Here is a 22,225-nt window from a genome sequence, read left to right as displayed (position 1 = left end):
ACCCCAGAGGGTGAAGATGGAGGGGTTTTCGATCATGAATTGGTCGGCGGGATGGATGTAGATGGGGCAGTGGTAGGTTTCGGCAATGGCTGCGGCGTCGGTGATGTGGTCGAAGTGGCCGTGGGTGAGGATGAGGGCTTGGGGGGTGAGGCTGAGTTTTTGAAGGGCGCGAAGGGTGTCCTGCGGTGCGTCAAAGCAGAGGGTGACGGTTTGGTTTTTGGGGTTGGGGAGGGAGAGGATGTAGGCGTTTGTTTCTAAATCACCGCCGGTATGAGTGTAGAGGGTGTAGGAGGAAGAGGGGAGATGACTGGAGGAATCTATAGGTGGCATGTGCCTTAGGTTACAGGCTGGAGAGTTTTGCGCAGATGGTGGTAGGCGTCGATGACTTTTCGTGCGCCTTCCTGGATGTCGTCGAGGGTTTGGGTGATGCCGAAGGAGAAGCGTAGGCTGGATTTGGCTTGTGTGGGGGTGAGGCCCATGGCGGTGAGGACGTGGGAGGGGTGAACGGAGCCGGAGGTGCAGGCGGATCCAGCGGAGAGGCTGACACCTTGGAGGCTGAGGCGTAGGAGGAGGGCTTCTGCGGGGATTTGGTGGGGGAAGGTGATGTTGGTGGTGTTGGGGAGGCGGAGTTGTGGATGGCCGTTGATGCGGGCTGTGGGGATGGCTTGGAGGATTTGGGTTTCGAAGGTGTCGCGGAGGAGGCGGAGGTGATCGGTGCAGTGTGGGAGGCGGGAGGCGGCGAGCTCGGCAGCTTTGCCGAAGGCGACGATGCTGGCGACGTTTTCTGTGCCGCCGCGGCGGCCTTGTTCTTGGGCGCCACCGATTAGGAGGGGTTTGAAGGGGGTGCCGCGGCGGATGTAGAGGGCGCCGATGCCTTTGGGGGCGTAGATTTTGTGGGCTGAGAGTGAGAGGAAGTGGATGGGGGTGTTGTGGACGTGGACGGGGATTTTGCCGATGGCTTGGATGGCATCGGTGTGGAAGAGGACGTTTTTTTCTTGGCAGATTTTTGCGATTTCGTGGATTGGGAAGAGGACGCCGGTTTCGTTGTTTGCCCACATGATGGAGACGATGGCTGTATCTGGGCGGATGGCGTCGGCGACTTGTTGGGGGTCGAGGGTGCCGTCGGAATGGACGGGGAGCTGGGTGACGCCGTAGCCGCGTATTTCGAGGTCGTCGACGAGGTTATGGATGGCGGAGTGTTCGACTTGTGTGGTGACGATGTGACGTTTGCCTGTGGTGCGGAGGGCGGAGAGGATGGCGGTGTTGTCGGATTCTGTGCCGCAGCTTGTGAAGAGGATTTCTGAGGGGTCGGCGTGGATGAGGGATGCGACTTGTTTGCGGGCGTGTTCGATGGCTTGTGCTGCTTGTTTTCCTAGGGAGTAGAGGCTTGAGGGGTTGCCGAAGTGTTGGTTTAGGTAGGGGAGCATGGTTTGTAGGACTTCTGGGGCGATGGGGGTGGTGGCGTTGTGGTCGAAGTAGAGGTTGTGGGGCATGGTTTAGGCTGAGGGGGGCTGGAGTGGGGGTGAAAGGAGATAGAAGGCTGTTTGGTTTATGTTAATTTGTATTTTCCATAGGCTCGGTAACGTTCGTAGCGGGTTTGGATGAGTTCTTTGTCTGGGATTTTGTGGAGGGTTTTGAGGTGTTTGAGGATGGCTTTTTTGAGGTTTGCTGCGGCTTGGGCTTTGTCGTGGTGGGCGCCGCCGAGGGGTTCGGGGATGATTTCGTCTACGAGGCCGAATTCTTTGAGGTCTTTGGCGGATATTTTTAGGACTTCGGCAGCTTGTGGGGCGTAGGCGCGATCTTTCCAGAGGATGGCGGCGCAGCCTTCTGGGGAGATGACGGAGTAGTAGGCGTTTTCCATTATGAGGACGCGATCTGCGACGCCGATTCCGAGTGCGCCGCCGGAGCCGCCTTCGCCTATGACGACGGCGATGATGGGGACGCGGAGGGTGAACATTTCGCGGATGTTGACGGCGATGGCTTCGGCGATGTGGCGTTCTTCGGCGCCGATACCGGGGTAGGCGCCTGGGGTGTCGATGAGGGTGACGATGGGGAGGTCGAATTTATCGGCGAGGCGCATGAGGCGGAGGGCTTTGCGGTAACCTTCTGGGTGTGCGCATCCGAAGTTGCGGCGGAGGTTTTCTTTGGTGTCGCGGCCTTTTTGGTGGCCGATGATGATGAGGCGGAAGTTGTCAATTGTGGCAAAGCCTCCGATGATTGCTTGGTCGTTGCCGAAGAGGCGGTCGCCGGATAGTTCGTAGAAGTGGGAGGTGATTTCTTGGATGTAGTCGAGTGTGTAGGGGCGGGAGGGGTGGCGGACGATTTGGATGCGTTGCCAGGGGGTGAGGTGGGCGTAGATTTCTTTGCGTGTGGTGGCGATTTTTTTTTGGAGGGCGGCGATTTCTTCTTGGGTGTTGATGGCGTTGGATTCGCCGGTGGTTTGGAGTTGTTCGAGGATTTTTTCGAGTTCGGTTATGGGTTTTTCGAATTCGAGGGGGGCGACTTTGGATGGGGGGGTGGACATAGGTGAGACGGGTTGTGTTTTGTTAATTTCAGTAGGCTTTGGCGAGGATGGCAAGGGGTGCGTTTGTTTTGCCTGTGAATGGGCAGGTGCCGTGAGGGGGGAGGTTGGTCTGGTAGGATGGGTGGGGGAGGCAGCGAACGGTGATTTTGAGGTCGTTTTTGATTTGCTCTTCGTCTTGCGGGGTGCCTCCCCAGTAGGTGAGGAGGAAGCCGCCGTGGATTTCTGGTTTTTCGGGGTTTTTGGGGGTGAAGAAGGTTGTGATTTCGCGGCGGTCTGTGAGGTGATGGGTGTGGGTGTCGCGGAAGGAGAGGGCTTTTTGGTAGAGACTATGCTGGATTTGGTCGAGGAGTGGGGGGATGGTATCGGGGAGCTGCGGGAGGGGGATAGAAATTTTCTCTTTGTGGGGGCGATCGCGACGTGAGAGGGTGGCTTGGTCTGCGGCGAGGTCGCGTGGGCCGATTTCGATGCGGATGGGAACGCCTTTTTTGATCCATTCCCAGGATTTTGCTGAGCCGGTGAGGTCGCGCGAGTCGAGGTGGACGCGAAGGGGTTCGTCATGGTAGCGGATGGAACGCAGTCGATCGGTGAGTTGGCGGCAGGCTTCGATGACGGGTGTTTTGTTTTCCTCTTTGGGGGTGAAAGGAATGATGACGAGGTGATAGGGGGCGATGCGTGGTGGGAGGACGAGGCCGTCGTCGTCGCTGTGAGTCATGATGAGGGTGCCGATGAGTCGGGTGGAGACGCCCCATGAGGTGGTCCAGGCGTAGTGTTCGAGGTTGTCGCGGCCGAGGAATTTGATTTCGTAGGCGCGTGAGAAGTTTTGACCGAGGAAATGGGAGGTGCCGGTTTGGACGGCTTTGCGGTCTTGCACCATGGCTTCGATGGTGAGGGTGTCGAGGGCGCCGGGGAAACGTTCGCCGGGTGTTTTGGCGCCTGGGATGACGGGTATGGCGAGGATTTCGCGGGCGAAGGTTTCATAGACTAGGAGCATTTTTTGCGTCTCGGCGATCGCTTCGTCTTTGGTCTCGTGGGCGGTGTGACCTTCTTGCCAGAGGAATTCGGTTGTGCGGAGGAAGAGGCGGGGGCGGAGTTCCCAGCGGACGACGTTAGCCCATTGGTTGATGAGGATGGGGAGGTCGCGGTAGGAACGGGTCCAGCGGGCGTAGGCGGCTCCGATGATGGTTTCTGATGTGGGACGGATGATGAGGGGCTCGGTGAGTTTGGCTGTGGGGAGGAGTTGGCCGTCTGAGCCAGCTTCGAGGCGGTGGTGGGTGACGATGGCGCATTCTTTGGCGAAACCTTCGACGTGGGCGGCTTCTTTTTGGAGGTAGCTGAGGGGGACGAAGAGGGGGAAGTAGGCGTTGGTGTGGCCTGTGGCTTTGATGCGGGCATCGAGGAGGCGTTGGATGTTTTCCCAGATGGCGTAGCCGTAGGGCTTGATGATCATGCAGCCGCGGACTTCTGAGTTTTCGGCGAGGTCGGCGGCTTGGATGACTTGTTGATACCATTCGGGGAAGTCGTCTTGGCGTGTGGGGGTGATGGCGGTGGTGGAGTTAGGCATGGCGTGGGGGGAGGTGTCGTTATGGGAAAAGTGGAGGAGTGTTGATGGTGGGAGTATGCACGGTTTTGGCAAAGGCTGGTAGGGGGGATGTTAAGCGTGATTTTTTGAAGTTGAAGCAATTTTTTGGGGCTTGGAGGGTGAGTTGTGAGGTGATAGAGGGTATGAGGGTATGGTGTTTAAGTTTAGGACGCGGGTTTACTATTACGATACCGATGCAGCCGGGGTAGTGCATAATGTGGCGTATTTGCGGATGATTGAGCAGGCTCGGACGGAGATGGCAGAGGCTTGGGGATGGCGTTTATCGGATATGGCAAGGAGTGGGCTAGTGCCTGTGGTGGCGCGCACGGAGATTGAGTATGTGAAGCCGGCGCGATTGGCCGATGAGCTGGAGATATGGGGGCGTGTCTCTGAAGTGGAGAGGGTGCGGTTTTATTTGGAATTTGAGGTTTGGCGACCTGGGGATGGGGTGTTGATAGCGCGGTGTCGACAGGTGATGGTGACGGTGCAATTGCCTGGAGGGCGTCCTCAGCCGGTGCCGGAGTTTTGGAGGGAGAGGGTTGGGTGAGTGAGGTGAGGTTTTTCTTCAACAACCGGAAGCTGATTTGGGAGGTGTGTTTAAGGGGGCACGAATTAGTTTATTTTTATATTTTTAATCTTGACTCAAATTATTGCTGTTGCGAAAGGGGAGCTCCTTAATCCACCCTTGTGAAATGCAAATTTACATTGATGGGCAGTATTATTCGAAAGAAGATGCGAAGATTTCGGTTTTTGATCACGGATTACTTTATGGGGATGGTGTTTTCGAGGGTATACGAGTCTATAACCGAAAAGTTTTCCAACTCACCGAGCATCTCTTGCGTCTGCAAGATTCAGCACGCGCGCTTATGTTGAAGCTTCCGCTAACGTTAAATGAAATTGAGGAAGCGATACTTGAATGTTGCCGCCGTAATAATTTGCAAGATGGTTACATACGTCTTGTAGTGACCCGTGGAGTGGGGAACCTAGGACTAAGCCCTGACAAGTGCACGCGAGCTACGATTATCATTATTGCAGGTAGTATTGAGCTTTATCCCGAAAAGTATTACAGAGAGGGTTTAAAAGTTGTGACTGTTCCCACTTGGCGTAATTCTCCGGCGGCACTGAGTCCGGCGATTAAGTCGTTGAATTATTTAAACAACATCATGGCAAAGATCGAGGGCACCCTGTGTGGCGCGCAAGAGTCTATAATGCTAAATAGCGAGGGATATGTCACAGAATGCTCGGGCGATAATATATTCATCCGCAAAGGGGAACGTATTTACACACCACCGATTTATGCAGGGGCACTTGACGGCATCACGCATCGAGTGGTGATGGAATTGGTTAAACAATCAGGATCCCAGGTCGAAGAGAAAATGCTGACTCGCTACGATCTGTTTGTGGCTGATGAAATGTTTCTGACTGGCACAGGTGCTGAAATTGTTCCTGTCGTTGAGGTAGATGGGCGGATCATTGGTGACGGCAAACCGGGGCGCTTGACACAATCACTCATGGCGGCTTACCGCGAATATGCTCACCAACACGGCACTCCGTTTTAATCATTTTGTTTATGGAAGCTTCAATTAAAGTGGATGGCACTGAGAAACTGATTAGTTATATTGTGCACCTGTCTCCACTAATTGGCCTACCAGTTTTAATTCCCGCCTTAGTGTGGATCGCGAAGAAAGGTGAAAACTCATTAAGCAGCATGAATGCTGCAAGCGCCTTAAATTTTCAGATCCTCATGCTGATTCTCTCTGGAATAGCTTGGATATTAACATTAGTCTTGATTGGCTTTCTAATTTTCCCCGTCTTAGTTTTGTGGGCTGCTCTGCAGATGGTTTTCGCTTGCATAGCGACATATCGCGGAAAACCTCATCGCTACTTCCCTGCCCTGCCTATTTTCAGGGGATAACGCGGTTGGCCTCATGCCTGGCGACTCTCATCTTTTTCCACCTTTTGCAGCAATCTTTGATTGGGATGGGGTTATCATTGATTCTCACGATCTCCACGAAGAGAGCTGGTATCTATTGGCCGCTGAGAATTCTCTGCCAGTTCCAGAAAATTTCTTTAAACGTTCATTCGGCATGCGTAACGCTGAAGTTATCCGCGATCTCGCTCAATGGAGCAATGATCACGAGGAAATAAAACGCCTATCCGACCGCAAGGAGGAGCTATATCGTTCTCTAATCCTCAAAAAAGGCATAGCACCACTGCCGGGCGTCATACCATTCCTAGAAAACTTAAAGCAAAAATCCATCCCCACTGCGATTGGTTCATCCTCAGTTTTATTGAATATCACGACGGTTCTCAATTTGCTCCGGCTAGATTCATACTTTGATGTAATACTCACAGGCGCAGACGTCTCTGAAGGTAAACCGTCTCCGGAAATTTTTCTGAAATGCTCAGAGCAACTCGGCATTCCCCCGTCTTACTGCATCGTCTTTGAAGATGCCCACGTCGGTATCCAAGCAGCAAAAAGGGCGGGCATGGTGGCAGTAGCAGTCACCACAACTCATCCAGCTTATACCTTCGACCAAGCAGATAAAATCGTCGATCGCCTCGATCAGCTAAGCATTGAAGCGCTACTCCAACTATCCGATCTCAATCGAAGACCGGAGCACGTTAGTGCTTCAATTAGCACAACGTCAGAACAAGCCCGCCTCACCAGATTTCGCAGGGAATAATTTATTTTTTCCCTTCACCTGGCCGATATTCCTCTTGAGCACGGTCAAAAGCCTCACCAAAGGAGCTCAACTCCTCTCCTGGCTTGATCGCCTCGTAACGCTCTTTTTCGGCATTGAACTGTTCCTCGGAGAAGTTCACAGCTTTTATTGATAGCCCGATCCGACGCTCGGTCTTATCCACTTTCACAATACGAGCCTCGACCTCCTGCCCCACTTTAAGAACATCTTTAACGCGATTCACACGCTCCGTGCTGATCTGCGAGATGTGCACCAGCCCGTCAATCTCATCCGCAAGCTGCACAAATGCCCCAAAGCTAGCAATTTTGCTAACCTTACCTTTCACAATATCGCCCACCTTATAGATTTTTTCGATATTCTTCCAAGGATCTTCAGTAAGTTGCTTGATCCCCAAAGAAATGCGTTGATTGGTCTTATCAATTTCCAACACCACTGCCTCGACCTCCTGTCCTTTCTTGAGCATCTCGGAAGGATGATTAATCTTTCGCGTCCAAGAAAGATCCGACACATGGATCATCCCATCCAGCCCATCGGGCAACTCCACGAAAGCCCCATAAGCCGTAAAACTTCGCACCACACCCTTCACTATCGTGCCCTGAGGATACTTCAGCGACACCTCATCCCAAGGATTCGGCTCAAGCTGGCGAAGGCTCAACGAAATCTTCTGCTCCTCCTTATTTACATCCAGGACAAGCGCATCAATCTCCTGCCCCAGCGTTAATATATCCGCAGGCTTGTTGACCCTCTTCGTCCATGACAACTCCGATATATGTATCAACCCTTCAATCCCCGGCTCAAGTTCCACAAAAGCTCCGTATGCAGTCAATGACGACACCTTACCATGCACCTTGCTGTTGACAGGATATTTATCCGCGATCTTATCCCACGGATTCTCCGTCTTTTGTTTCAGACCTAGCGACACACGCTCCTTCTCCTTATCGATCTCTGTGACGACCAACTCAATCTCCTGCCCCACACTCAATATCTCCGATGGATGATTGATCCGCGTCCAACTCATATCAGTAATGTGCAGCAGCCCATCTATCCCATCCAAATCAATAAACGCGCCAAACTCCGTAATATTCTTCACCACCCCATGCACCAAGCTTCCCTTCTCGACTTCAGCAAGAAACTTTGCCCGCTTCTCCGCGCGCTCAGCCTCTACAAGTTCCCGACGTGAAAGCACCACATTCTTACGATCTTCATTCAACTTCACCACCTTACAAACCAACGTCTTCCCCTCGAAGTCCTTCAAATTCTTCGGCACCACAATATCAATCTGCGAAGCCGGCAAAAACGCCTCTACCCCGATATCCAGCATCAACCCCCCCTTCACCACACTCTTCACCTTACCCTCTATAGGTATCCCCTCATTATAAAGCTTCACAATCTTTTCCCAATTCTGCTTCTGAGAAGCCTTCTCCCGCGAAACAACAATCATCCCATCCTCATTCTCCAGATTCTCCACCAAGACCTCGATCTCATCCCCGACCTTCACCTCATCAGGATTATCAAACTGCGACAACGGCACCACCCCTTCCGACTTATAACCCACATCCACCAACACATCCCGCAAACGCTTCTCCAAAATCTTACCCTTCACAATACTACCCTCGGCCACAGGCTTGCCGATTCCTTTTAACCACTCGTTAATTTCAACAGACGACATATCCTACACCTACACAGTCTCCTCACGGAGGTTGAAGTTCACTTATCCTTACAAAAATAACTCCGCTAATGACAAAGGTTCACCTAATCCTGGCCACACCAGATGGACGCAGCCCCACTCAGGGGCCAAACGCTCCGTTGCCACTCGCAACAGACTTCCTATTAGATAAACCACACACACATATACCCGAATCCACACTCCTGACAAGCAGCAAAATCACACCCCCCTCACCCTTTCCAACATTTACACCTCCGCCCACACCCCTTATCATTAGCACCATGAAAGTCCTCGTCACCGGAATGCTCGCCAGCATGGACGACGCCTCCTACATCCAAAAAGTCGTCCAAATAGGAAAAAACAACAACCGCCACATCAAAGTATACGACGCCATCCACGAATTCACCAAAGGCGGCAAAAAACCCCTCCAACGCCTCCTCTCCACCACCGACTACATCTTCGAACTCACCCGCGAACGCGAATACGAAAAAATCGGCTTCGACATCCAACGCCACGGCTACAAAGACGTCATCATCCGCGCCCCAGCCACCGTCGAATGGAACCGCATCAACCGCAAATTCAAAGACCACCGCGTCATCCGCGACTTCATCGCCCCAGACCTCATCGTCACCCTCATCGACGCCGAGTGGATGATCAAACAACGCTTCGAAAATCTCAACCTCAACGACCCCTTCCTCCGCACCCTCCGCGAACGCCAACACACCATCTACGAAATCCTCTCATGGATGAACGAAGAAGTCTCCCTATCCGAAGACTGGGCAAAAATCATGGGCATCCCCCACTACGTCCTCGCCATCGGCGAACCACCCGAAGCCCTCTACAAACTCACCACCCATCCCAACCCATGGGTCGTCTACGCCAGCTACTCCATGACCTACGGCACCCCAGAAAAACGCAAAGTCGTCAACGACGTCATCCGCCGCCTCCGCCAATACGCCGTAGTCATCGACCCCCAAACCGTTGAAATCGGCAACACCTTCGACTCCAAAATCGACCAAGAAGTCATCTACGCCTACACCGTCCATCGCGACCTCCACTGGTATGTAGGAAAAGTCCACTCCGTCGTCGCCATCCACCCCTACGAAGATCGCCCCCCACTCTCCGCAGGCATGATGGACGAGCTCGGCCACGCCCGAGACTACATGAAATCACGTTACATGATCTTCCCCAAAGGCTTCTCCCCCTTCACCACCGACAGCTACATCGAAAAAGGCCACCTATTCGAGACCCCAGACGAATTCTTCAACTACCTCGATAACGTAGAAAAACGCCCCCGCTTCACCGAAAACTTCGAGCTCCAACATGAAATCCCCCTCCACTAAACACACACCCCACACCCCATGCACGAGCTCCCCTCCAAGCCCTTTCTCGACCACCTCGAAGACCTCCGCTGGCTTCTCATAAAAATCGGCATCACCCTCGCCCTCACCATCGCCTTAGGCTTCATCTTCACCCCACAAATCCTCGACCTCCTCTACGAACCCCTCCGCCGCGCTGGCCACGACCCACAAAAAATCCTCCGCGTCCTCGGCGTCGTCGACCCCTTCCTCATCCAAATGCACGCCAGCTTCCTCACAGGCATCATCCTCGCCCTCCCCTTCACCCTTTACTTCATCGGAGAATTCCTCCTGCCTGCACTCCTACCTTCCGAGCGCCGCCTCCTCATACCAGTCTTCACCACCGGCGCCCTCCTCTTCCTCTGCGGAGTCGCCTTTTGCTACTTCATCCTCTTACCACAAGCCCTCAATTTCTTCATCAGCTACAGCCGCCAATTTGGCCTCACCGTCGAATGGACCCTCGAAAACTACCTCAACTTCACCGTTAACCTCCTCATCGCCTTCGGCCTCTGCTTCGAGCTCCCCCTAATCATCCTCCTCCTCCACAACCTCGAAATCATCACCCACCACCAACTCCGCACCCATCGCCGCCTCGCCATCCTCCTCATCGTCATCGCAGCCGCCTGCATCACTCCCACCACCGACTTCTACACCCTCACCCTCCTCGCCGCCCCCATGATCCTCCTCTACGAAACCTGCCTCCTCATCACCCACTGGCTCGAAAAAAAGAAATCCGCCCGTTCCCAACTCCCCATCAACCCCTAGCCCGAATCCCTAGCCCGAATCCCTCGACCCACTCACTCGCTGGCAATCTCGCAAAAATCTTCTCGACAATTTATATCGTCCCAGCTACCCACCCAACTGGCATGAGGAGGCCACTCACCACCCTAGTTATTCTCATTCTCACCGCCTCCTCAAGCCTAGCTCATGTCATCCCTGATGGAGCGACGGACACCCACGCCACCCTCCAGCCCGACGGCTCAATCCTCGTTGAAATCGCCCCTGTTTTCGCCAACGGAATCAGCCACAACACCTATACCGAATTCAACGTCCCCTCACCCGGCCTCTTCTTCGATAACCAAACCCGCCAAGCCTCCACCATCCTCAACGAAGTCACCGGCAGCAATCCCTCCTTCATCCTGGGCAACGTCGAAGTCCTCGGCGCCCGCGCCCACGTCATCCTCGTCAATCCACACGGCATCACCGTCAACGGCAGCCAATTCATCAACACTGGCGGCCTCGTCCTAAGCACAGGGCAAGTTGACTTCGTCGAGCGCAACCTCACCCCCGTCATCAAGCAAAAAAACATCCAACTCACCACTGACGAAGGCACCATCACCATCGGCGAAAACGGGTTAGCTGGCGCTTTTACCTCGCTCCAACTTCTCGCCCGCAAAATCCAAGTCCAAGGCCCCCTCATCAATGAAAACGATCACCCCAACGCCCACATCAACCTCATCGCTGGATCCAGCATCGTAGAATTTGACAGCTCCGTCGCCCCCACAAACGCCTCAAAGCCCTGGTCTGTAGCCGCTCCTCACAATTCCACCCCGACGAATGAAATCCTCATCGATATCACAAGCCCAGCCCTAATCTCCGCCAGCAAAATACAAATCGCCGTCACCTCCGACGGTGCCGGCGTCCGTCACGCCGGTTCAAGCCTAGCTAGCGGAGGAGATTTTATCTTAACCTCCAACGGAGAAATTAAACTCGCCAACGCCAAGATTGAGGCAAAGCGCGATATTATCATTGAAAAACGAGATACCACAGGCACTTCTATCAACTTCTCCGCTGAAGGCTCCACCGATAATCCATTTCAGATCAAGGCCGGAAGGCATATCGATCTCCTCGCCTCACACATCGCTCTCTCTCACGGCCGCATCGACTCAGAAGACGGCGACATCACCCTCGGCCTTCCCAACCAACCAGCCAGCTCTCCTTCGATATTCAGCCATGTAGAAGCAGAAGCAGGAAAAGGCATCGGTCTCTTCGCCATAGACCAGCCCATTGTTGTTACCTCTTCAAATTTCAAAGCTGAAAGTGGGCTTTTCCAAATCCGTGGCCGTTCCCTTACCCTCGATGGATCAGAAGATCCCAGTTGGAAACCTAGCACATTCATCGGAGCACAACTCGATTTAATCATCCCCGAAAGCCTGAAAGTAAGCGGATCCAAACTCCTATCCTACACCGACCTCACCATCCAAGCTGGAGACGTTGCAGTCGAGCCAGGCATCGTCGGAGACCCTCACTCTCGAAGTGAAATCTCCGCCATAGATGGAGGCTTATACATCAGCACCACTAGTGGAGACTTTATCAACCAAGGCTCCATCATCAGCGGAAACAAACGAATCTCAGGCCTTCCCGCTTCACAAGGGGGCGTCACACTTCACTCTGCAGGACAGGTCCTCAATCAAAGCCTCTCGGCTAGCCAGCTTGCCGTTATCACCTCTCTTGCCGACGACCTCAAGATCCAAGCCAATGGAGACATCATCAATCACACAGCCAGACTATTTTCATCCCACAACATCATCCTTCTCACCCCAACTCACCTTCACAACTACATCTCATACACCCCGCCTGACTCCGCTCTGGAGCTGCACACTCGAAAGACAGGGTGGTTTATTTTCCGAAAAAAACGGACGAGTTGGCTGTGGAAGTTCAATAATCCCGCCATCGCAGGCCAACTAGCTTTTATTGTTGCCGGCAAAGGCATCCAGATCCATGCCGATCAAGTCACTAACGATGGCGGAGAAATCACAGCCAACGGCGGAGCTCTCCTAATTGATACGCGTCTACTAAAAAACATCGCAGTTCCGACAGGCACCGCGCGTTATGAGAAAATAAGCGGCTGGTGGACTCACTACGCCAAAGCCACTTCCAATCAAGAAATCTACGGCGGTCAAATCCAAAGCAACGGTTCGATTACCATCTCAGCTGCTGAATCCATTGAAAACGTCGGTGGTCGTTTCCTCGCATTAGCCGATCTGACACTTATCTCGCCCTCAGTCATCGGAAGAAGCATACAGAATTACCAACTCTATCAACGCCCCAACGGCATACGCCAGTTCTTCGGAGGCCCCTTCACAAAGCTCATCCGCAGCGATTTCGGAGGCCAGTTCATCTCATGGAATGGAACGGTGCGGATCCTTTCGGCTACGCCCGTATTGCTAGATGGTGGAGAAATTTCATCCGCTTTCCCTTATGAAATCCCCATGGGCGTTCACATTCTTCGACACCCATCCAAAGATCGAGTCACGGCTGACGACCATTTAGGATTTTTCGATTGGTTATTTTGATGAAAACAGCCCATCCCGATCAGCCGGAAAGATACTTATTGCCCCGCTCACTCTTACTGCTCGCGGTCCTCTCTTTGCATAGCTCACTAAATGCACAACTCGCATCCGACCCCGCACAACAACAACTCCGCCAAGAACGACTCAAAGCTGATGAAGAGCGGCGATTCCGTCCGACTCCTCAAGTCTCAGCGCCTGCACAAGAGCCGTCGCCTTTATCCCGTGCGCCCAGCACTGGCCCGAAATTCCCGATCGACACCATCACCATTGAAAACCTCACCGTTTTGCAAACTAAAGCTCTCTCACCCATTCTCACAAAATATCAAGGCACAGAAATGGGGCTAGCCGATATCGATCGCCTCATCAACGAGCTGACCAATTTCCTCATCGAAAAAGGCTACATCACCACGAGAGTCTATATCCCTCCACAAAACATCGCTACCACACGGACGCTCCGCCTCGTCGTCGTCGAAGGCAAAATCGAAGAGATCGTTCTAAATCAAAACCGCTGGCCAGATCGCCTCAAAGCCTTTATGGCCCTCCCCTTGCACAAAAACCAAATCCTCCACCTTCGCCATCTCGAGCAAGGCGTAGATCAACTCAACCGTGTCCCCTCCGCCCAAGCTCAAGTAAAACTCGAGCCCGGCTCAAAGCCCGGTTATTCCATCATCAATATCACCAATCGACCCCGAAAAGCTTACCGCTTCGGCGTCGGCTACGATAACCACGGGCAGTCCATCACAGGCCGCAACCGCATCCGCCTGAGCACAGAATTCGACAATGCCCTCAACCTCAACGAAACCTTCTCAATCTTCTATCTCGGATCTCAAAACACAAACGCTCTCGGCGCCTCTTTCTCAGCCCCTTTCCGCTGGTGGACTCTTCAATCTTCTGCCGCATACTCAGAATACCTCGTCGGCATAACGCCAGGCGTCGAGCTCTTCGGATCTTCCTTCCAAATCACCGGTGGAATTCAACGTATGCTCTACAGAGATTCGCGTCAAAAACTCTCCCTCGGTCTCGACCTCGAAGTCAAAGAATCAGCTCGCGTGATCAACGACATCATCCTCCTTCCTCAACCCCTCACCGCCCTGAAACTATCTGCCATGCACAGCTACCGCTTCGATAAAGCACAACTCACCTCCGATCTCACCTTTTCACAAGGCTTGCCTATCCTTGGTGCAAAGAACGACCCGTCATCCTTATCCTGGAAAGATCCTCATCGAGAGTTCACCAAATTCGAAATTGGCATTTCCAATCTCCTGACAATCCAGCCTTGGCTCAGTTGGCGCGCTTTGATTCGAGCTCAATACTCACTACATGGACTTTACGGTAGCGAACAACTCTTCCTCGCTGATATCACCTCCGTCCGCGGCTTCTCCTCCGCCACCGCTATCGGTGATGATGGCATCTACGCCCGCAATGAACTCACCTTTAGCCCGCCTCCTCTCACCAAAATTAAAACACTCGACTGGCTCCTCACTAAATTTTCCCCCTATCTCTTTCTCGACTCAGGTTATGCCTCTCTCAAAACTCAAGACTCTGGCACTCGCCTCACCTCCGGCGGTGCCGGAATCCGCTTTCAGTGGGAATATCTACAAGCCGATGTAGCCTACGCACACGCCCTCGATTGGGATCGCAAGAAACAAAAACTTTCCAGAAACCACGAAGTCTATTTCAGCATGGGAATGAACTTAAAATTTTAGACGCACAATGAAATTTACCTTCAAAATCCATAATCGAAAAATTAACTTAGAAAAGAAAGGCCAGAATAACATGATCGCCTCGACCCGTCCCCGTCGCACTGTGGGATTTACTCTCGCATCATATTTATTCATCTCATTACTGTTGCTTCTCGACCTACCCGCCCAAGTCGTCCCGGATTCATCTGCCCCAGCCCATCTCCAACCCTCAATCAATCATGTCGGCAGCATCCCCGTCGTCGCTATCACCGCCCCCAGCACCGGAGGCATCTCCTGGAACCAATACACCCAATTCAATGTCGGCTCTCCTGGACTCGTGTTTAATAATTCCCTCACGGCTATTAATAGCATCCTCACAGGCACAACCATATCCGCCAACCCCAATTTTACCGGCGCCGCAGCCCTCGTCATCCTCAACGAAGTCAATTCCACTCAACCCACCAGCCTCTCAGGCCCAATGGAAATCGCAGGCCACTCCGCCTCCCTCATCATCGCAAACCCTAACGGCATCACCGCCAACGGCGCCTCCACCATCAACACCAGCCGCCTCACCCTCACCACCGGCACACCCTTCATCGATCCGTCCAATAAACTCCACCTCCACGTCACCCAAGGCCAACTCACCATCGCCTCAAACGGCCTAAACACCAACGGCGCAGACACGACCGAACTCATCGCCGAAAAAATCCAGCTCAACGGCCCCATCCACGCCGGCAACGGAGACCTTACCATACAAGGCGGTCAACACACCTACCACTGGCACGATCAAGCCACCACTACAGGATCTGGCACAGGCACTGGTTACGCCATAGACGGCACAGCCCTCGGCGCCGCGCAAGCCGGAAGCATCAAAGTCGTCGCTACTCAAAGCGGCGTCGGCGTCCGCATCCCCGGAAATCTCGCCGCCACTACTGGCGACATCACCCTCGATGCACATGGCAACATCATCATAGGACAAGCCAAAGCCAAGCGCGACCTCAAAGCCACCAGCTCCGCTTCCACCCTCACCACAAAAGGCACTATCCAAGCCGATCGCGATGTCACACTCATTTCAAAACAAAATCTCAAAATCGAAGGAGCCGTCTCGGCCAAGCGCCATGTCGGTCTAGGCACAGAAGCCAACGCAGATTTAGAAAACGTCATACACGCCGAAGGCCGCGCTGAAGTCTACGTGGGAAATCTAAAAATTACTCCCAACGCCGGCATCTGGACGAGCCAGGAAATCTCCATCGAAACCCCAGGATCCATCGATCAAGCCGGCACCTTGAGCAGCGACTCCTGGATCAGCATCCTCTCAGGCAACTCATATCAACTCGGTGGTCTCACACGCGCCAGCAGCGACATCCTCGTCCAATCCTCATCCCTACACCTCTCTCCCAACGCCCAAATCGACAGCGGCAGCTTCCTGACCGTTGAAACTTCAGGCCCCATAAATCTCGGCTACCTCGCCACCCTCCAAGCCGAAAACTCCATCCTCCTCAGCACTCCCCAAGACATCACCAACCGCGGCATCATCAAAGCCAGCGACTCCGTCCTTCTACAAACCCTCAGCACCATCGATAATCAAGGAGCCTACATCACCGCCGATGCCATCCAACTCGACGCCGGCCAACTCCTCAACAACAGCAACTACGGCACCATCGAAGCCGGCACAATCGGCCTCCAGATCAACGCCCCCTCAATGCTGAATATCGCCGGCTACATCATCAGCGGTAATCTCATCAACCTCCAACTCGGCGCCGGCGGCCTTAACAACTCCAACGGCGTCATCTGGGCACAGGAAACCGGCGACCTCCTCATCACTACCCCCGGCACCCTTATCAATCACTACGGCTACCTCTTCGCTGATCGCGATCTCGACCTCTGGGCCAATCAAAAAATCGATAACCTCGTCGGCACCATCCAAGCCGGTCGCCATGCCTGGATCAACACCGCGCGTCTAGAAAATCGCCGCGGCCCCGTAGTCCGCATCAAGGGCGGAAATGACCGCGATTTCGATGATATCGAAACTACCGACCTCGCCATCCTCAGCGCTGACGGTGACCTCACCATCACCCTCGAATCCGCACCCGGCCTCAAAGACGGAAGTTTGCTCAACGATGCCTCCATCCTCGGTGCTGGAGGCCACCTCACCATCACAGGCGCCTCCCTCGTTAATAATGCCCACACCCTGTTGCACGAACGCTGGAAACGCGTAAAAAAGAGCGGTATCTCAGGATGGTTCGGGGGACGCCGCTGGGTCCTCGACCGCCGCTGGACCACAGGCACAGCCAGCACCGGACAAGCCGGCGGCACGATCAACATCCAGCTCACCGATTCCTTCCACAATACAGGCAACTGGATCGGCCAATCCTTCATCCTCTCCGCTCCCACCGTAGTCAACGGCATCACCGATTACTTCACCCCCACTCCAGCGCCGACGGTGCCGCGTCGCCAAGCCAGCTTCGGCATGGACTCTCTCCCCACCCCATCCAATGCCCTCTTCCAGACCAGTCGCGATCCGAATTCCCTCTACGTCGTCAGTTCCGTCGTCCCCTACAACACCGACCTCGAGCTGACCCCATCCTACCTATCGGAGCGTATCGGCATCAGCGGAGACCCGTCCACCGTTCGATTCTTTGCCGATCCCCTCTACGAAGCCTACTTACTCCAACGCCAAGCCATGGCCGATCTCGGCCAGCGTTTCTACTTCGACGACGTCTCCACCATGCGCGAACAACGCCACCACCTCTACGAAAACGCCCTCTCCCTTCACCAATCCTTCCCCGACCTAAAACTCGGCGACCTCCTCACCGAGACTCACCTTGCCTCCCTCACCGAACCCGTCATCTGGTATGTCTACCAAGACGTCCTAGACTACCAAGCCGCAGTCGCCGACTATGAGCGCCGCCTCGCCGAGTGGCAACGCCTTTTCGGCAACCAATTTGCTGCCACCTCCAGTAAACACCACTCCACCCACACCAGCTCCTCCTCTCGCCTCGGCCGCCCTGAGCCACCCGTCCACATCATCCCTGAAAACCGCGTCCTTGTCCCCACCATCTATCTCCCCACTCCCCTCGAACAATACGCCAACATCTACGGAGGCCGAATCCAAGCCGAAGAAGCCACCATCCGCGCCCGCGACCGTTTCCACAACACCGGTTTCGTCAACATCCAAAACGACCTCACCATCGCCGCCGGCCAAATCAAAAACGAAAGACGCGTCGCTCAAGCCGTCGCCACCGTCACCATCAATGACTTCATCGGCAGCCGCACCCGCAACGTCTTCTACGACCAAATACAAGAAGGCGGTGAAATCAGCGCAGGCGGCAATCTCACCCTCCTCGCTGGCGACCCCGGCATCACCAACATCGGCGGCCTCATCATTGGCGGCCAGCGCGTCCGCCTCGAAACCACCGGCTCCATCCACAACGACGCCCAACGCGGTGAGTTCATCGTCAACTGGGACCGCGGCGAGCTCGGCGCCCTCTTCGGCATGAAATCCTGGGATCGCGGCGTCCTCTTCATCCACGGACAAATTGTCAGCGGCGACGACCTCCTCATCCTCGCCGGCGACACCGTCACCAATCGCGGCAGCACCATCGAAGCCCTCGGCGACGTCGTCATCCGCGCCCCACGATTGATCGAACAAGACATCCACGCCGCCACCTACACCAAATACCAAGGCGCCAGCTTCAACGGCCTCGGTTTTGACTTCTCCACCCAAAAAGAAATCGTCACCGCCCGCAGCTCCATCATCAGCCATTTCGGCGACGTCACCCTCATCAGCGACGAAGGCGACATCCGCAACGTCGGCTCCTCCCTCCTCGCCGCATACGACCTCACCCTCTTCGCCGGCCAAAACCTCATCCTCGACGCCCGCACCATCGAAGCCATTGAAGGGCTAGGACAATTTATTTTTAATGGCACAGGTGTTGAGTTAGCAAAATCAGAATGGAACAAACCAAAAACCGAGATCAGCTTAGTAGCTGCGGGGAATAACCTCATTCTTCAATCCGGAAATGATATCATTTCAAAGGGAACGTTGATACGCAGTGGCAACGATATGTGGATAGTTGCAAACAATGACATTTATTTCGACCAGCACACGGTTAATCGATGGGTAAAATCCAATGGGATGTCCTTAGGCCTGGAATTTTTTGGTTCCGGGTTAATTAATGCTCTATTCACCCAAAGTGATCTTAGACAGGCTGCTATTGACCTCTTTCCACTTTCACAACCCATCCAAAAATTGATAGCGTCTAAAGATTGGCAAGACTACCTATACAACGGTGCTCAACTAGGAATGGCAACCTGGAATATGATGGAAGGAATAGGTAGCGTAATCGAATCAGGAGGGGGATTGACAAATGTAGGGTTACATTCGGTAGGCCTAGCAGATGCTAAGGGAAATTTGCAAATCTCAGTAAGGCTAAACTACGATCAATGGAGACAGCGAGACGACTGGACTGAGAGTTACCGCAATACTTTAATTTCCGGTGGCTCTTTATATCTCAAATCTGGAAATGATACTCATATGAAAGGAGGCACACAAATCATGGCCATCAAGGATATCTATCTTGACTCCGGACGCAGTATTTCCCTTGAAGCAGGTAACGATAAATACACAACTAAAAAATCGAGTTTCGGTGCAACGGTAGGAGTAACAGTGGGTCAGGGAGGCTATGGCGTTACCCTAGGCGGACGAGCTTCAGGAGCAGTATCTGATGGCACTATCTATCATCAAGCTCGGATTTTAGCTAAAGGAGATGTTAATATAAAAGCCAACCAAGACTTTATTATCCACGGTGGAAATATAACAGGCAACGATATAGAACTAAAAGTTGGCAGAAATTTACACATCGAAAGTTTACAAGATCGTCACGAAGAATCTACTTGGCATGCTAGCGGCGAGGTAACATCAGGCATGGGCTTTTCCTTCAAGGCTGCAGGCGGCTACAGTGACGGAGATAAAGCGTGGGCAAAACAAGTTAGCGGTATCCAGTCAGAAAATCGCTTGAAGATCGATGTTGGGAATTCTACAAATCTTATTGGTGCATTTATAGACTCCAATAGTAGCAATGTAACTCTCTTCACACCTTGGCTGAGTTTTCGGGATATTGCAAATTATGATGAATACAATGGCTTAAACCTGAGCATAGGTATAAATCCAGATAAAGCAATATCAGGAAGCCTAGGCCTTAGTTATTATGATAGAGACCGAACGGGAATCATTCGAGCAACCATAGGCAAAGGTGATATCGTTACTGGTAGTTCTCTCGCAGGGCTGAATCGCAGCATATGCAACCTTGAGGAAATCACTCTTGATGAGGATACGAAAATTAAGTTTTTAATGCCAGTGATTTATGATGATAAGAAATTAGGGGAAGAAGCCAGACGTGTCTTTCCTGCCACTTACGCTACCATTAGCACGCTTCAAAGCGCAGCGGCAATGTTAGCTTTAAGCCCTCTTACCCTACTTGAGCAGACAGCTTTGAAAAAAGGTGATTTGATGTGGGGACTCGCTTCCACTTATGCTACGATCTCAAGAGGACCTTTAGAATTTACAGAATATTATAGAACTGCACAAAAAGCTTACGACATCAGTCCAGGTTACGTATTTATATTAGGCTTACAACAGATTCCAACTATCGGAAATTTCATTCCTGGTCGACAAGCGACATTTAATTCCGAATTGCCACTAAGATTTACATGGTCCGGAGGAATTAATGATGATTTAAAACAAGACCGAGATAAGAAAACTCAAAAGGCTTTTGGATATGAAAACTTTTATGGTAACCCATATATGCGGGGCACAGCGACCGAGGTTGGAAGCAGTATGTTATTGGGAAATACAGCCCCAGGGATGAACTATCTAAGACAATTATTAACAGATAAGGAGGCTTATTCCGAAAATAAGTATGGCGGTATCCTAGCCAATGCTCACAGCGGTGGGGTCATGCGCACTTCTCACGCCAGCCGTTTTCTAGCCTATCATGATATTCCAGTAGTAGGCTTTGCAGGATCACAAGGGCCAGCGATTGGCTATTACAATAATATATATAACCATAAGTTCTTCTTGAGCTTCGCACCTAATAAAGCAGAGGTAACGAGTATGCTAGCAACAATGCTTTTACCCTTTTATTTCACTAATTCAGGTTATGCCAACCCACCGGAAGTCAGTTTCTTTAGCCCACATGGCAAACATATACAACCCAGCCCCCAAAACCCAAGCGAGTGGTTGGATGAAATGAAAAACTTTAATTCTCAGTTCAAATTTTAACCTAATCTTATATGAAATTATTCCTTTACATATCTCTATTACTTTTCACACTCGTTATTGCAACTCCCGCTAAAAATAGGAACCAAAGAGAAATTATAGAAAATAAAGAATTCGACACTTTTATCAGAAAGCTAGATACTTATCCTATCGGCACTGATATTAGAAAAATGAAAGATGATCCTGTTATTGGAAAATATCTAATTGGAACTCATCATTTAATACAAGGATATCCAAAGAGTCTATACAATGCCTATAAAAAAATATATACAAATCCAAAAATGAATAGTAAATATAATTTTAAGATTTATGTAAAACCATCTAATTTTTTCGATGATGAGAGATCGATGAAAGAATATTTTAGATATTGCACTCAATTCTTCTTGAAAAAATTTAAGTTTCAGAGAGACAACTACTTGCTAAGGCCTTTCATTCCCAAATACACTAGTGGATTCTATTATTCTGAAAACGACTCATATTTGAATAAATACAATACCCCAATGACAATAAGGCAGTATAAAAAAAGAGAACAAGAAGCAAAAGATACTAATGCAAAATTTCATCCTCGTAACATCTTGAGAGCTTATATATTATGTGAAAACGTAGCAATGAAAAAAAATAAATTAAGAGGCCAAACTCTTCTTTCCTACATGGCTCGAAATGTAGAACTAGAGTCAAAAGGATTAAAAATGAGCGAAGAAGAATTAAAAAATGAATGGACAGCTTACCTATATAAGGGGTATTGTTTTGTTTTTTTTGATGACTCTATGGCGATAGAAGATTTAAAACAGGTAGATAGATGGCATTTTGATTATTAAAAACCTAATGTAATCCATAATAAAAAAACTATTTCTTATGCTTCACTACAAGCACAAACACTACAGAGCGTAGAGTCCATGCGGCATATTAAACTCCACAATCTTAAATGCCCTTAAAGGAAACAAATTTTTTCAAGATGCTCCCTCCTACATGTGGATAGACAAACAAAGCGGCCTCCTCGCCAGCGACGCCCTAGATATCGACGCCGCCGGCCATGCGCACCTCCGTGGCGGCCTCATCCAAGGAGCCGAAGGAGCCAGCCGATTCAAAGCCCATAGCATCAGCTACGAAGACATCCAAGACTACAACAAATCTGAAA

The 22,225-nt window shown here is 51.9% G+C and carries 15 protein-coding genes; 10 read left to right on the top strand and 5 right to left on the bottom strand.

Annotated elements, in window-relative coordinates:
• The 4 genes from NZM04_02035 to proS all read right to left on the bottom strand — a co-directional run.
• The coding region (locus NZM04_02035; GenBank protein ID MCS7062822.1) for an MBL fold metallo-hydrolase at positions 1-330 on the bottom strand (330 nt) is incomplete at its 3' end.
• A 5-nt stretch (positions 331-335) separates the two neighbouring features.
• Positions 336-1,493 (bottom strand): IscS subfamily cysteine desulfurase, encoded by a 1,158-nt coding sequence (locus NZM04_02030; protein MCS7062821.1) that lies wholly within the window; start codon positions 1,491-1,493, stop codon positions 336-338.
• Positions 1,494-1,549: 56 nt separating this feature from the next.
• On the bottom strand, positions 1,550-2,578 hold the full coding sequence (locus tag NZM04_02025) for an acetyl-CoA carboxylase carboxyltransferase subunit alpha (protein ID MCS7062820.1): 1,029 nt from the start codon (positions 2,576-2,578) through the stop codon (positions 1,550-1,552).
• Positions 2,553-4,157, bottom strand: coding sequence for a proline--tRNA ligase (gene proS / locus NZM04_02020; GenBank protein ID MCS7062819.1), 1,605 nt, complete (start codon positions 4,155-4,157; stop codon positions 2,553-2,555). Before proS ends, NZM04_02025 begins: the two co-directional genes overlap by 26 nt.
• A 97-nt stretch (positions 4,158-4,254) precedes the next feature.
• On the opposite strand from proS, the gene NZM04_02015 reads away from it, so the two are divergent.
• The 4 genes from NZM04_02015 (at position 4,255) to NZM04_02000 (ending at position 6,790) form a co-directional block, all read left to right on the top strand.
• Complete coding sequence (locus tag NZM04_02015) at positions 4,255-4,650, top strand: acyl-CoA thioesterase (GenBank protein ID MCS7062818.1); 396 nt, start codon at positions 4,255-4,257, stop codon at positions 4,648-4,650.
• A gap of 145 nt (positions 4,651-4,795) precedes the next feature.
• The gene (gene ilvE / locus NZM04_02010; GenBank protein MCS7062817.1) at positions 4,796-5,662 is read left to right on the top strand and encodes a branched-chain-amino-acid transaminase; all 867 of its coding nucleotides are present in this window, start codon (positions 4,796-4,798) and stop codon (positions 5,660-5,662) included.
• Positions 5,663-5,673: 11 nt separating this feature from the next.
• Entirely contained in the window at positions 5,674-6,018 is a 345-nt protein-coding gene (locus NZM04_02005; protein MCS7062816.1) for a DUF4870 domain-containing protein, read from the top strand.
• Positions 6,019-6,031: 13 nt separating this feature from the next.
• Positions 6,032-6,790: an HAD family phosphatase gene (locus tag NZM04_02000; protein ID MCS7062815.1), complete on the top strand. Its 759-nt coding sequence runs from the start codon at positions 6,032-6,034 to the stop codon at positions 6,788-6,790.
• A 1-nt stretch (position 6,791) separates the two neighbouring features.
• On the opposite strand, the gene NZM04_01995 is transcribed toward NZM04_02000, so the two are convergent.
• Positions 6,792-8,477 (bottom strand): 30S ribosomal protein S1, encoded by a 1,686-nt coding sequence (locus tag NZM04_01995; GenBank protein MCS7062814.1) that lies wholly within the window; start codon positions 8,475-8,477, stop codon positions 6,792-6,794.
• 68 nt (positions 8,478-8,545) lie between these two features.
• Here NZM04_01995 and NZM04_01990 point away from each other — a divergent pair, with 68 nt between their 5' ends.
• The 6 genes from NZM04_01990 (at position 8,546) to NZM04_01965 (ending at position 21,905) form a co-directional block, all read left to right on the top strand.
• The gene (locus tag NZM04_01990; protein ID MCS7062813.1) at positions 8,546-9,817 is read left to right on the top strand and encodes a hypothetical protein; all 1,272 of its coding nucleotides are present in this window, start codon (positions 8,546-8,548) and stop codon (positions 9,815-9,817) included.
• Positions 9,818-9,835: 18 nt separating this feature from the next.
• On the top strand, positions 9,836-10,597 hold the full coding sequence (gene tatC / locus NZM04_01985; GenBank protein ID MCS7062812.1) for a twin-arginine translocase subunit TatC: 762 nt from the start codon (positions 9,836-9,838) through the stop codon (positions 10,595-10,597).
• 101 nt (positions 10,598-10,698) lie between these two features.
• Positions 10,699-13,128, top strand: coding sequence for a filamentous hemagglutinin N-terminal domain-containing protein (locus NZM04_01980; protein MCS7062811.1), 2,430 nt, complete (start codon positions 10,699-10,701; stop codon positions 13,126-13,128).
• 74 nt (positions 13,129-13,202) lie between these two features.
• A complete protein-coding gene (locus NZM04_01975) occupies positions 13,203-14,831 on the top strand; it encodes a ShlB/FhaC/HecB family hemolysin secretion/activation protein (protein ID MCS7062810.1) in 1,629 nt (542 codons plus the stop codon).
• Between the two features lie 7 nt (positions 14,832-14,838).
• Entirely contained in the window at positions 14,839-21,090 is a 6,252-nt protein-coding gene (locus NZM04_01970; GenBank protein MCS7062809.1) for a hemagglutinin repeat-containing protein, read from the top strand.
• Positions 21,091-21,101: 11 nt separating this feature from the next.
• Positions 21,102-21,905, top strand: a complete 804-nt coding sequence (locus NZM04_01965) for a hypothetical protein (GenBank protein MCS7062808.1) — start codon at positions 21,102-21,104, stop codon at positions 21,903-21,905.
• Positions 21,906-22,225: the final 320 nt, after the last annotated feature.

The sequence above is a fragment of the Candidatus Methylacidiphilales bacterium genome (assembly GCA_025056655.1).
Lineage (GTDB): Bacteria > Verrucomicrobiota > Verrucomicrobiia > Methylacidiphilales > JANWVL01 > JANWVL01.
This window is presented reverse-complemented; position numbering and strand designations above follow the sequence as displayed.